Annotated in this window: 10 protein-coding genes; 2 read left to right on the top strand and 8 right to left on the bottom strand. The window is 66.0% G+C overall.

Features of this window, described 5'->3' with window-relative positions:
- Positions 1–36 precede the first annotated feature (36 nt).
- Both BIU82_RS08460 and BIU82_RS08455 read right to left on the bottom strand, forming a co-directional pair.
- On the bottom strand, positions 37–1,503 hold the full coding sequence (locus BIU82_RS08460) for an amino acid permease (protein WP_070349016.1): 1,467 nt from the start codon (positions 1,501–1,503) through the stop codon (positions 37–39).
- A 207-nt stretch (positions 1,504–1,710) separates the two neighbouring features.
- Entirely contained in the window at positions 1,711–3,222 is a 1,512-nt protein-coding gene (locus tag BIU82_RS08455; RefSeq protein WP_070349015.1) for a helix-turn-helix transcriptional regulator, read from the bottom strand.
- 125 nt (positions 3,223–3,347) lie between these two features.
- Between BIU82_RS08455 and aceA the strand changes: the two genes are divergently transcribed.
- Complete coding sequence (gene aceA, locus BIU82_RS08450; protein WP_070349014.1) at positions 3,348–4,661, top strand: isocitrate lyase; 1,314 nt, start codon at positions 3,348–3,350, stop codon at positions 4,659–4,661.
- Between the two features lie 254 nt (positions 4,662–4,915).
- Positions 4,916–6,568 carry a malate synthase A gene (aceB, locus tag BIU82_RS08445; protein ID WP_070349013.1) on the top strand — a complete coding sequence of 551 codons (1,653 nt, stop codon included), beginning with the start codon at positions 4,916–4,918 and terminating at the stop codon, positions 6,566–6,568.
- 171 nt (positions 6,569–6,739) lie between these two features.
- Here the strand turns inward: aceB and BIU82_RS08440 are convergent, their stop codons facing one another.
- The 6 genes from BIU82_RS08440 to BIU82_RS08415 all read right to left on the bottom strand — a co-directional run bounded on the left by BIU82_RS08440 (position 6,740) and on the right by BIU82_RS08415 (position 13,042).
- The gene (locus tag BIU82_RS08440) at positions 6,740–7,939 is read right to left on the bottom strand and encodes an MFS transporter (RefSeq protein WP_070349012.1); all 1,200 of its coding nucleotides are present in this window, start codon (positions 7,937–7,939) and stop codon (positions 6,740–6,742) included.
- An 80-nt stretch (positions 7,940–8,019) separates the two neighbouring features.
- Positions 8,020–8,766: a ThuA domain-containing protein gene (locus BIU82_RS08435; protein ID WP_070349011.1), complete on the bottom strand. Its 747-nt coding sequence runs from the start codon at positions 8,764–8,766 to the stop codon at positions 8,020–8,022.
- The gene (locus tag BIU82_RS08430) at positions 8,766–9,866 is read right to left on the bottom strand and encodes a Gfo/Idh/MocA family oxidoreductase (RefSeq protein ID WP_070349010.1); all 1,101 of its coding nucleotides are present in this window, start codon (positions 9,864–9,866) and stop codon (positions 8,766–8,768) included. The genes BIU82_RS08435 and BIU82_RS08430 overlap by 1 nt, the downstream gene beginning before the upstream one ends.
- 55 nt (positions 9,867–9,921) lie before the next feature.
- Positions 9,922–10,824, bottom strand: coding sequence for a carbohydrate ABC transporter permease (locus tag BIU82_RS08425; RefSeq protein ID WP_070349009.1), 903 nt, complete (start codon positions 10,822–10,824; stop codon positions 9,922–9,924).
- A complete protein-coding gene (locus tag BIU82_RS08420) occupies positions 10,821–11,753 on the bottom strand; it encodes a sugar ABC transporter permease (protein WP_070349008.1) in 933 nt (310 codons plus the stop codon). The genes BIU82_RS08425 and BIU82_RS08420 overlap by 4 nt, the downstream gene beginning before the upstream one ends.
- 2 nt (positions 11,754–11,755) lie before the next feature.
- Positions 11,756–13,042, bottom strand: a complete 1,287-nt coding sequence (locus BIU82_RS08415) for an ABC transporter substrate-binding protein (RefSeq protein ID WP_070349007.1) — start codon at positions 13,040–13,042, stop codon at positions 11,756–11,758.
- Positions 13,043–13,088 lie beyond the last annotated feature (46 nt).

Below are 13,088 nucleotides of genomic sequence, written 5' to 3'. Positions count from 1 at the left end.
TTTTAAGGGCCGTAACTGTACGTTCGCGCCGGGTTGTTACCGTGCGGAGGCGTCCACCGGGTCTTCGGGCGCGGTGTCCTGGGTTGTGTGAAGCGCCGCTTCAGACGCAGCACGGCGGGCCTTGAGCCGGCGGTTCACCAGCGGCCAGAACGCGGCGAGCACCGCCACGGAAACCAGCGACGTCCACACCTGGGTGCGGCCGGAATCGCCGGAGAAGAGCATGACCACCACGATCCCGAGCACGGCCGCGATCACCAGGATGCCCAGCCAGGGGTGCAGCCACATGCGCAGCTTCAGGGCGGCGGTTTCCTCCGGGGTCATGCGGGCGCGGGTGCGGATCTGGGTCAAGGCGATGAAGGCGTAGACAAACAGCGCCACGAGGCCGGCGGAGTTCATGATGAAGTCGAAGATGCCCGAGTCCGGCGCCGTGAAGTTGATGATGACGGCGGCGTACCCGCCCAGGGTGGATGCGATGACGGCCGCCACCGGGATGCCGGAGGCGGACTTGCGGGCGATGATCTTCGGCGCGTAGCCCTGCCCTGCGATCGAGGAGAACATGCGGGCCGCCGAGTAGAGGCCGGAGTTCAGCACCGAGCAGACCGCGGTGAGGATCACGGCGCTCATGACGATGTCCGCACCCGGCAGGCCGTAGAGGCTGAAGAGGTAGGCGAAGGGCGCCTTTTCCTTGGGGTCGGGCAGCTGGTTCCACGGAACGATGGTGACGATGAGGAGAACCGCACCGACGAAGAAGATCAGGATCCGCCAGATCACCGTACTGGTTGCCTGGCGCACGCCCTTGGCCGGATCCTCGGATTCAGAGGCGGCCATGACGGCGATTTCGGTGCCGAAGTAGGAGAAGATCACGATCGCCACGCCGCCGATCACTGCGCCGAAGCCCTCGGGCATGAAGCCGCCGTGCTCCCAGAGGTTCGGGACGGCGAACTGGGCGTTGGGCCACAGGCCGAGGGCGAAGAGCGTACCCACCACCAAGAAGACGACGATCGCGGCCACCTTGACGCTGGCCAGCCAGAACTCCGTTTCGCCGAAGGACCGCAGGGACACCAGGTTGGCGCCGGTGAAGACCAGGAGCAGCAGCACCGAGAAGATCCACTGCGGAATGCCGGGCACCCAGCCGTGCAGGATGGAGCCGCCCACCACGGCCTCGTAGGCGATCACGCCCACCCAGAAGTACCAGTAGAGCCAGCCCACGAAGTATGCGGCCCAGTCGCCGAGGCCGACGCGGGCGTACTCCATGAAGGAGCCGACGGCGGGACGTGCCGCTGCCATTTCGCCCAGCATGCGCATGGCCAGGAAGACCAGCAGGCCGCCGATCAGGTAGGAAATTACGGCGGCCGGGCCCACTGCGTGGATGACGTTCGCGGAGCCGACGAAGAGGCTGGAGCCGATGATGCCACCGAGGGTGATCATGGTGACATGCCGGGAGCGGAGCTTTTTGGCTGCTTGTGTGCCGGGGTTTGGGGTGCCGTGAGTGTCGGCTGACATGGGGACTTCTTTCTTTGGGGAGTGCAGCGCCCTGGATAACCTGCTTGGCCGCAGGGCACACGGCATCCTATGTGAAAGATTTCCGCCCCGGCCAAACGAGAGCGTCACCTCAGATGACTTGCGCGAGCGTACAGTTCGTGCCCTGTTTCCGGGGTTTTAAGGGCCCCATCTGTACGTTCGCGCCCCCGCCCCCGCAGGAGGGCAGAGCTACCCCGAGTGCGCCTGCAGGAACGCGTACACCTCGGTCTCGTCCACACCGGGGAAGGCGCCGGGCGGCATGGCCGCGAGCAGGTGCGAGTGCGCCCGCGCGGACGGCCAGGCGTTGCCGGCCCACTCGTTCGCCAGGGACGCAGGCGGCCGCTTGCAGCAGTCCGGGTCCGGGCAGCGGGAGGTGGCGCGCGCCGTCGTCTCCCTCCCGCGGAACCACTTCACGTGCTGGTACGGCACGCCAATGGAGAGCGAAAACTCGCCCGACGCCGAACGCTCGGTCCGTGCCGTGCACCAGTAGGTCCCGGACGGCGTATCCGTGTACTGCGAGTAGGCGCTGAACTTGTCCGGCACGTCGAACACTGCGCGCGAGGTCCACGCCTTGCAGGACGGCTGGCCCTCGATGGCCCCGGTATGGTCCTGCGGGAAGTTCACGCCGTCGTTCTCGTAGGCCTTGTAGATGATGCCGCTCTGGTGCGTCTTCTGGAAATGCGTGGTGATGCCCAGGTGCTTGGTGGCCAGGTTGGTGAAGCGGTGCGCGGCGGTTTCGTAGGACACGGCGAAGGCGTCCCGGATGTCCTCGACGGCGATCTCCTTGGCCGCCTTCGCCTTCTGCAGAAAATCCACGGTTGTCTGCTCTGGCAGCAGCAACGCGGCGGCGAAATAGTTGGTAGCCACGCGCTGGGCGAGGAAATCGCCGTAGTTCCGGGGAGTTTCGTGGCCCAGGACGTAGTGGCCAAGGGCCTGCAGCAGCACCGAGCGGGGGTCGTGGTCCTGCCGCTGGTTCTGCGTCAGGTAAATTCTGCGGTTCTTCAAATCCGTCACCGAACGCGTGGAATGCGGCAAATCGCCCACGTGGTGCAGGGTGAATCCGAGCTTCTCCGCGATGTCCGCGATGACGTGCTGGCTCAGCGGTCCGCCGCTGTAGCCCACCTGCTTGAGCACCTTCTGCGCTTCGGCCTCATACTCCGGGAAGTAGTTCCCGCGCTCACGCATCATGGCACGCAACTCGCCGTTCGCGCGGCGGGCCTCTTCCGGCGTCGCCACTTGCTCATTCATCTTCCGTTCGAGCTCCTGCAGCAGGCCCACCTGGGCCTCCAGCACATCGAGCGGAAGCCGCGAGCTGATGCGGATTTTCGGCAGTTTGAGCGATTCGTACAGGGGCCCGCGCTGGTAGCGTTCCAGCTCGATTTCCAGCGCGGCGCGGCGGCTGGGCGGCTCGGCCCCGAGCAGCTGTTCGATGCTCACCTTGAGGGCGCCTGCCAGGCCCTGCAGCAGGCCGAGCTTGGGTTCCCGCTTGCCGTTTTCGATCAGGCTCAGCTGGCTGGGGGCGGTCCCGACGGCGGCACCCAGCTCGTCGAGCGTCAGCCCGGCCTGCTTGCGCAGATGCCGCACGCGGCGGCCCAGGCTGATGACGTCCACTTCCGTGGATGCAGCGGACGACGGCGGGACGGCAACTTCGCGGTTCCAGCTTGCAGGCGACATTTCTTGAGAATACGCGAAGAAGTGCATTTCTTTCCATGGTTTTCCTCTAGAAACCCCTTGGAAAGTCCAGAAAAGTAGGTTCCACGAGATTTCGACGAGCTCAATCGACAAGCTCAATCACCGGACCCATCGGAGTCAAAGGAGACAAGACCATGACCGCAGCATTTGAACCAGAGCAGAGTATTGAGCAGCAGGCCGCCGCGCTGGAACTCGAATGGGCTGCCAACCCGCGGTGGGAAGGCGTCACCCGTGATTACTCGGCGTCCGACGTCGTCCGCCTCCGCGGCCGCGTCTCCGAGGAACACACCCTGGCCCGCCGCGGCTCGGAGAAACTGTGGAAGCAGCTCACGGAAGAAGCCCCCAACGGCGGTTACACCAACGCACTCGGCGCCCTCACCGGCAACCAGGCCGTCCAGCAGGTCAAGGCCGGCCTGCGCGCCATCTACCTTTCCGGCTGGCAGGTTGCCGCAGACGCCAACCTCTCCGGCCACACATACCCGGATCAGTCGCTGTACCCGGCGAACTCGGTTCCGCAGGTGGTCCGCCGCATCAACAACGCCCTGCTGCGCGCCGACCAGATCGAGTTCGCCGAAGGCATCAAGACCGTTGAGGACTGGCTGGTTCCGATCGTCGCCGACGCCGAAGCCGGCTTCGGCGGTCCGCTCAACGCCTACGAACTCATGAAGTCCATGATCGCCGCCGGCGCCTCGGGCGTTCACTGGGAAGACCAGCTGGCCTCCGAAAAGAAGTGCGGGCACCTGGGCGGCAAGGTCCTCATCCCCACCCAGCAGCACATCCGGACGCTGAACGCGGCCCGACTGGCTGCCGACGTCGCCGGCACCCCCACCGTCGTCATCGCCCGCACCGATGCCGAGGCAGCAACCCTGATCACCTCCGACGTCGATGAACGCGACCGCGAGTTCATCACCGGCGAGCGCACCGCCGAGGGCTTCTACAAGGTCCGCAACGGCATCGAACCCTGCATCGCCCGCGCCAAGGCCTACGCCCCGTACTCCGACCTCATCTGGATGGAGACCGGCACTCCGGACCTCGAGCTCGCCAAGAAGTTCGCCGAGGCCGTCAAGTCCGAATTCCCGGATCAGATGCTGTCCTACAACTGCTCGCCGTCGTTCAACTGGCGCAAGCACCTGGACGACGCCACCATCGCCAAGTTCCAGCGTGAACTCGGCGCCATGGGCTTCACCTTCCAGTTCATCACCCTGGCCGGATTCCACGCCCTGAACTACTCGATGTTCGACCTCGCCCACGGCTACGCCCGCGAAGGCATGAGCGCCTACGTCGAACTCCAGGAAAAGGAATTCGCCTCCGAATCCCGCGGCTACACCGCAACCAAACACCAGCGCGAAGTCGGCACCGGCTACTTCGACGACATCGCCACTGCGCTCAACCCGAACGCAAGCACCCTGGCCCTGGTGGGATCCACCGAAGAAGGCCAGTTCCACTAACACTTACCGTTCGACGACGGGCGGTTGAGATCTCGACAGGCTCGATCACCAAATCCGGTGGTTCGGTGGTTGAGCTTGTCGAAACCGTCGAAACCCCGGCAAACCCTGCGGTTGAGATCTCGACAGGCTCGATCACCAGAACCGGCGTCCGGCACCCAAGGCGATCTCGACAGGCTCGATCACCAGAACCGGCGCCCGGCACCCGAGCCAGCCACGCCGCCGTCGAACACTTGCTTCTCAGAGGAGAGATTGACATGAACAGCTTCACCGACAGCTTCACCATCAACGGCATCACCCTCACTGCGCAGCCGGTCTGCCGGCAGGGCGAAGTGCTTACTCCGGACGCCTTGGATTTCGTTGCGAAGCTGCACCGGGCGACGGCGGAGCGGCGCCAGGAGCTGATGCAGGCCCGCCACGCGCGCCGGGCCCAGATCGCGTCCGGCCAGGATCCGCGGTTCCTTCCGGAGACCGAGGGCATCCGCAACGATCCGAACTGGCGGGTCGCTCCCCCGGCGCCGGGACTGGAGGACCGCCGCGTGGAGATCACGGGGCCGGTGGACCGGAAGATGACCATCAACGCGCTGAACTCGGGCGCCAAGGTGTGGCTCGCGGACATGGAGGATTCGTCCACCCCCACGTGGCGCAACGTCATCAAGGGCCAGCTGAACCTGACGGACGCCCTGGAACGCCGCATCGACTTCACCACGGAGGAGGGCAAGGAGTACAAGCTGCGCACGGACCAGGAGCTGCCCACCATCGTGGTCCGGCCGCGGGGCTGGCACCTGCCGGAGAAGCACATGCTGATTGACGGCAAGCCGATCGCCGGCGGGATCGTGGACTTCGGCCTGTACTTCTTCCACAACGCCCGCCGCCTGCTGGCCCAGGGCCGCGGCCCGTACTTCTACCTGCCGAAGATCGAGAACCACCTCGAAGCCCGCCTGTGGAACGACATCTTCATCCTGGCCCAGGACCTGCTCGGCATCCCGCAGGGCACCATCCGTGCCACGGTGCTGATCGAGACCATCACGGCCGCGTTCGAAATGGAGGAGATCCTCTACGAACTGCGCGATCACGCCGCGGGCCTGAACGCCGGCCGCTGGGACTACATCTTCTCCCTGATCAAGAACTTCCGGACCCGCGGCCCCCGCTTCGTCCTGCCGGACCGCGGCCAGGTCAGCATGACCCAGCCGTTCATGCGCTCCTACACCGAGCAGCTGGTGCGTGCCTGCCACCGCCGCGGCGCCATGGCGATCGGCGGCATGGCTGCCGCTGTTCCCAACCGCAAGGACGAAGCCGCCAACACGGCGTCCTTCGAAAAGGTCCGCGCGGACAAGACCCGCGAGGCCAACGACGGTTTTGATGGCTCCTGGGTTGCCCACCCGGACCTGGTGCCGGTGTGCCGTGAAGTGTTCGACGGCGTCCTCGGCTCGCGTCCGAACCAGCTGGACCGCTCCCGCGAGGACGTCACACCCGACGACCGCGCGCTGATCGACGTTTCCTCCACCGAGGGAAGCATCACGGAGCAGGGCATCCGCATCAACATCGAAGTGGGCATCCGCTACATCGAATCGTGGCTGCGCGGCAACGGTGCCGTGGCCATCCACAACCTGATGGAAGACGCAGCAACCGCGGAAATCTCCCGTTCACAGCTGTGGCAGTGGATCCATTCCCGGGCCATCACGGACTCCGGCGACGTCATCACCCGTGAATGGGTGGAGGAGTTGCTGGATGAGGAGTTCGCCCGCCTGGAACGCTTCGACGACGACCGCTTCACCGATGCCCGCAGCATCTTCGAGGAGGTCACCCTGGCGGAAGACTTCCCCACCTTCCTGACCATCCCGGCTTACGCCCGCTTCCTCACCGAAGCCAAGGAAGAGGCCAGCAAGGAAGAACTGATCGCCGCCTAGAAATTTCCGCCGGCCGGGCTGCCTGCACTCTTCGCAACAAGTGACCCCGAAGGCCGGGGAGGCAGCCCGGCGGCGGACCACCCTTTCACACAGCGCGAACTGGCAGCAGATCCCCCTTAAATCCGTTTCAGAGGGCATCTGCTGCCAGTTCGCGCTTCCCCAAGGGGAAACTCAGCGGCGCTTGCCGGCACTCCGAACCGAGACCGTGGTGCAGATGCCGAAGGCCAGCACCGAGCCGAGGATCACCAACAGCGGCGGAGTCCAGGTGCCGGCCTGTTCGTGCACGAAGCCCACGGCACTCGGGGCGATGGCCGCGAAGAAATAGCCCACGCCCTGGACCGAGGCGGACATCCTGCCGGCCGTGGCCATATCCGGCGCCACCTTGATAAGGGCGGAGAAGATGATCGTGAAGCCACCGCCCTGCGCGATCCCGGCGCTGATGCACCACAGCCACCACCACGACGGCGCCAGCAACAGGCCCACGGGAATGCTCGCCCACAGCGCGCTCACGGTGAGCGCCACCGCCGTCGGACTCCAATACTTGGCGAGCAGCGGCACGCCGAGCGATCCGAGGATCGCCAGCACCTGGAAGATCGAGGCGCCCGCGCCGGCTTCGGTGGCGGTCATGCCCAGCGAATCGCCCAGGAAGCTCGGCAGCCAGGTGGTCACGCCGTAGTAGGAGAACGCCTGGCCGGCGAAGCCGACCGTCAGGCCCGCGGTGATCCAGAAGACCCCGGCCACCGGTGGCGCATCCGCCGCGGGTGCAGGCGCTGGAGGCAGCGGCTTCGGCACGAATGCCCGCCGCGGGCCGAACGCGAAGGCCCAGGCTGCCGTCGCCAGCACCGCGAGGATCCCGACGGCGGCCAGCGCCAGCCGCCAGCCCATCAGTTCCGCGAGCGGTGCGGTGACCACCGAGGTCAGGAAGGCGCCCACGTTCAGGAACGCCGAGTACAGGCCCATCGCGGTGCCCTGCCGCCGCGACGAAACATCGCGCCGGATGATCAGCGGGATGCAGATGTTCCCCACCGTGATCGCCAGGCCGATCAGCACCGTGCCGAAAAGTACGACGGCGGGCGGCCCGGCCGAGCGCAGCACCACGCCTGCCAGGACGCCCAGCAAAGTGAGGGTCACCGCGAATTCGGCGCCGAAGCGGCGCCCCGCAAGCGCCGCGGCCGGCGAGGCGAGGGAGAAGCACAGCACCGGGATGCTGGTCAGCAGGCCCAGGACCACGGGCGGGAAGCCGAGCTCGGCCTGCATGGTGTCCAGCACAGGGGCAACGGAGACGATCGGCCCGCGCATGCAGAGCGAAATCAGGGCGATGCAGGCCAGGACCACCCAGCTGCGGGGAACACGGGACAACAGGCCGCTCATTTTTCGATCACCCTTTCTTGCTATCACGGCAACGGCGCCACGGTTGTGTAAACCGTGGCGCCGTTGTCGAAGATCACGCGTCAGCCGAGGTACCAGTCCCGCTGCGGGTTGGACACGGAGGGTGCTTCACGGAACTGTTCGGGCTGCGCCACCCAGCCCACGCCGTTGGCGATGACCTTCTGGATCTGCGGCTGGTGGTACACCGGGTATTCCTGGTCGCCGGGGCTGAAGTAGAAGATCCGGCCCTTGCCGCGGGAGAAGGTCACGCCGGAGCGGAACACCTCGCCGCCTTCGAAGGAGCTGATGAAGATCAGGTCGTCGGGCTCCGGGATGTCGAAGAGCTCCCCGTACATCTCCTGCTTGGGAATGAGGATGGGGCTTTCGACGCCGGCAGCGATCGGGTGCGAAGGCTTGACCGTCCACACGAGTTCGCGTTCGCCGTCGTTGCGCCACTTCAGCGAGCAGGTGGTGCCCAGCAGCCGCGTGAAGATCTTGGCGAAGTGGCCGGAGTGCAGCACTACCAGGCCCATGCCGCCCAGCACGTGCCGCTGCACCCGTTCCACCACTTCTTCGGAGACCTCGCCGTGCGCGATGTGCCCCCACCACAGCAGGACGTCGGTGCGGGCGAGCACCTCCTCGGACAGTCCGTGTTCCGGATCGGCGAGGGTCGCCGTCGTGATGTCCGCGTCCGGGTAGAAGCCGCGCAGGCCGGCGGCGATCGCCCCGTGCATGCCTTCGGGGTACATCTCCGCCATGGTGGCCGGTTCGTTGCGGGCTTCGTGGACGCCTTCGTTCCAGACGACGATGTTCAGTTTGCGGTCGGCCATCAGAGACGCACCTCCCGGCCTTCGAGCGCGGACTGGTAGCAGGCGTCGATGATCACGGCGCGGTTCAGCGCGAGCGAACCGTCGTGCCGCTCCCATTCGCTTTCGCCGGCGCGCACAGCGGCCACGAAGTCCGCCACCACCTGCCGGTGCATGCCGTTGGAGCCCACTTCGGGGGCGTAGTCGGCGTTTTCTTCGCCGTTGTCCTTGAAGACGTGCAGTTCGCCGCGTTCCGGGGACGGGTTGCCGGCGACCTTGAGTTCAGCGCCGCCGTCGGTGCCGTACACGAGGAAGTTGATCTCGTCATCGGGCTTCCGGTAGCTGGCCCAGCCCGCCTCGATCACCAGGGTGGCGCCGCCTTCCAGGCGCAGGAAGGCCGAGGAGAAGTCCTCCACCTCGAATTTGTTGGACGACGCCGTGGCGGTGTACCGGGCATTGCCGCCCAGGCCGCGCGGGCCCAGCTCGGAATGGGTGGACGCGGAGACGGACAGCACCTTGGGTTCGCCCAGCAGGTGCAGGGCGTAGTCCAGGACGTGCACGCCGATGTCCGCGAGGGGTCCGCCGCCGGCAAGCTCCGGGTTGGTGAACCAGCTGCCCAGGGTGGGGATGCCCTGGCGGCGCAGCCACGCGGCCTTGGCGTAGTACGGCCGGCCGAGCTCGCCCTGGTCGATCACGGACTTGAGGGCCTGGATGTCACCGCGGCGGCGGTGGTTGAAGGCAACGTCCAGCACGCGGCCGGCTTTGCGGGCGGCGTCCACCATGGCCTGGCCCTCGACGGCGTTGCGTGCGATCGGCTTTTCGCTCAGCACGTGGATGCCCTTCTCCAGGGCGGCGACGGCGATGGGCGCGTGCAGGAAGGTGGGGACGGCCACGCTGATGGCGTCGAGGCCCTCCAGCTCAAGCATGTCTTCCCAGCGGGCGAAGACGTGCGGAATGCTGTACTTCTCCTCCACCTGGGCGAGGAGCTCGGCTTCCATGCCGGCGGCGGCGAGGATCTCGACGCCGTCGATCCTGCTGTAGGCGTCGAGATGCTGCTGGCCGGCCCAACCGATGCCGACGACGCCTACCTTGAGGCTTGCGGGCGTAGCGTGCTGAGTGCTCACGGGGTTTCCTGTTCTTTCCTGTTGTTGGCTTGTTGTGTTGGTATTTCGGAGAGGGTCAGCCCTTGACGGCGCCCGCGGTCATTCCTGACACGATCCTCTTCTGGCAAAGGAGGACAAGGATCACCAGCGGGACCGTGATGATCACGGAGGCCGCGCTGATGGTGCCCAGCGGCTGGTCGAATTCGCTGGTCCCGCTGAAGAAGGCGATCGCCACGGGGACCGGCCGGGCCTCAGGCGAGGTGGTCAGCGTGACCGCGAGCAGGAATTCGTTCCATACCGAGATGAACACAAGGATGGCCGTCGTGGCCAGCCCCGGAACCGCCAGCGGCAGGATGACCTTGCGGAAAGCAGTGAACGGCGAAGCCCCGTCCATGTACGCCGATTCCTCGAGTTCGCGCGGGATTTCCTTGAAGAAGGAGGTCAGCGTGTAGATCGCCAGCGGCAGCGCGAAGGTCAGTTTCGGGATGATCAGGCCGAGGAGGGTGTCGTAGAGGCCGATCTCCCGCCAGATGGAGAACATCGGTGCCGCGATGGCGATGGCCGGGAACGTGGTCACCGACAGGATGAGGGTGAGGATCATCGCCTTACGGCGCATCTTGAGCCGGGCCAGTGCGTACGCCGCGAAGGAGGCGAACACCAGCGCCACCGTGGTGGTCACGACGGCGATGATCACCGAGTTCCGCAGCGCCACCAGGAACTCGGCGTTCTGGAACACCGCGAGGTAGTTCTCCAGGCTCGGATCGGCAGGGAACAGCTCGCCCTTGGACAGGCTGGCGCCCTTCTTCAGGGAGGTGTTCACCAGCCAATAGAAAGGGATGAGCGAAAAGCCCATGACCGCCACGACGAAAACCCACACCAGGGGGTGCAGTTTCGCCTCGCCGCGGAGGCGGCGCTTTGGTGCCCGACGGCGGACGGCGGCTTGCGTCGCCGTCGGACGTTCTGCGGTCAGCGTGCTCATTGTTCCTCCTTCGCGACCTCGCGGATGTTTCCGCCGGCGAAGCGGATGTAGACGACCGACACGACCATCACCGTGAGGAAGGTCAGGATGGACAAGGCTGACCCTTCACCCACCAGGCGGTTCTCACGCAGCTGCGTGTAGGCGAGCATGGACATGGATTCGGTGCCATTCGCTCCACGGGTGAGGACGAACGGCAGGTCGAAGACGCGCAGCGCGTCCATGGTGCGGAAGATCGCGGCGAGGACGATTGCCGGGCGCAGCAGCGGCAGGGTGATGTGGACGAAGGTCTGCCACTTGCTGGCTCCATCCAGTTCTGCTGCCTCGTAGGTCTCGGCGGAGATGACCTGCAGTCCAGCCAGGATAATCAGGGCCGCGAAAGGCGTGGTCTTCCAGACGTCGGCAAGGACGATCACGGCCATCGCGTAGCCGTGCTCGCCCAGCCAGACGACGTCCCCGCCGGGCAGGCCCAGGGCGGACAGGACATTGGTCACCAGGCCGAGGTTGGGCTGGAACATCGTCTGCCAGGTGATCGCGGAGACCACCGTGACAATCGCGTAGGGCAGCAGCACCACGGTGCGCAGCAGGGCCCGGCCCTTGAAGGCAAGGTTGAGCAGCAGGGCCATGGCCGTTCCCAGGACGAGCTCCAAGGAGACCGAGAGCGCGGCGAACAGGAAGGTCTGTCCGAATGCGGCCCACCACTCCTGGCTGGCCAGGGCGGTGATGTAGTTTTCCAGGCCGACGAATCGGGACAGGCCGGCCGTCCGGACGCTGTACTGGTTGAGCGACAGCCACAGGGCGTATCCGATGGGGACCGCCGCCACCAAGGCCATGAGGATCAGGGACGGAGCGGTCATCCGGATGGCGAGCCGCCGCTCCGCACGGTCGCGTGCGCTCACGCCGCGGCCGGGCGAAAGGGACTTGATGGACATGGTCAGAAGCTCTTCTTCGCTGCCGTGATTTCCTCGGCCATGTTCTTCACGGCGTCCTCAGTGGACGCCGTGCCGGACAGGACCGCGTACACGTTCTTGTAGACAGCTTGGGAAATCTGCGGGTAGACGGGTGAGATGGGGCGCGGCTTGGCTCCCTTGACCGAGGCCAGGAGTTCCTTGGCGAACGGCATCTTGGCCAGGACCACGGGGTCGGAGTAGGCGGCCTCGTTCACCGGGGCCTGGGAGAAGTCCATGGCCACGTGCTTCTGCCACTCCGGGGTGGTGGCGAAGTCAATGAAGGCCACGGCGCCGGCCTGGTTCTTGGAGTGTGCCGAGATGGCCAGGTTCCAGCCGCCCAGCACGCCGGAGGCCTTGCCGCCTTCCCAGGTGGGAAGCGGTGCGACGCCGAAGGTGCCCTTCAACGCGCTCTCGTTGAGCAGCCGGTACACGTGCGGCCAGTTGCGCTGGTAGCCGTCTTCGCCGGATTCGTAGGCCAGGCGGGCGGGGTCCTCGTTGTACGTCAGGACGGCGCGGTCGGCCGAGCCGTCCTTCAGGCCCTTGACCATGAAGTCGAGGACTTCGCGGGTCTGCGGCGAATCGATCTTCACCTCGCCGTTGCTGTCCAGGACCTCGCCGCCGGCACTGTAGAGCATCTCCAGGAAGTTCACAGTGAGGCCTTCGTACTGCTTGCCCTGGTAGACGAAGCTGTTGCCGGGAGCCTTCGCGGCTTCGGCGTAGAGCTGCTGCCAGGTTTCCGGCTTGGCCACCTTGTCCTTCTGGTAGTAGATGAGCCCGGCGTTGGTGAAGAACGGCGAGGCCCAGTACTTGTCCTCGTATTTCGTGGTTTCCACCGTGGAGGGGATGAGCCGGTCCTTGTTCGCTTCAACCAGCTTGCTCTGGTCCACCAGCCAGCCCTGGGAGGCGAATTCGGAAGTCCAGATGACGTCGGTCAGGAAGATGTCGCACTCGTCGGACTTGCCCTCGAGCCGCTGCACGGCCTGCGTGCGGGCTTCATCCGTGGTGGCGCCGATCTCGGTGTACTTGGCCGTGACCTTGCCGTTGGCCTTGGTGAACGCTTCCGCGGTGCCCTTGTAGATGCCGGAGGCGTCCTTGCCACCGCAGACGTTGATGCTGCCGCTGGCGTCCTTGCCCGCAGCCGGGTCCACCGCGGGGCCGTTGTTCTGCGTGGCAGCTCCGCCGCCACACGCGGTAAGCATGGATCCGGCCATCACGGCTGCCGCTGCGCTAAGGGCCAGACGGCGGCGTCCGGCGCTGATGAATGCCTTCATGGAATTCCTTTCACAAGCCCAAGGTCGTCGCGCCAACTTCTGCCAG

Source organism: Arthrobacter sp. SW1 (genome assembly GCF_001766675.1).
GTDB lineage: Bacteria > Actinomycetota > Actinomycetes > Actinomycetales > Micrococcaceae > Arthrobacter.
This window is presented reverse-complemented; position numbering and strand designations above follow the sequence as displayed.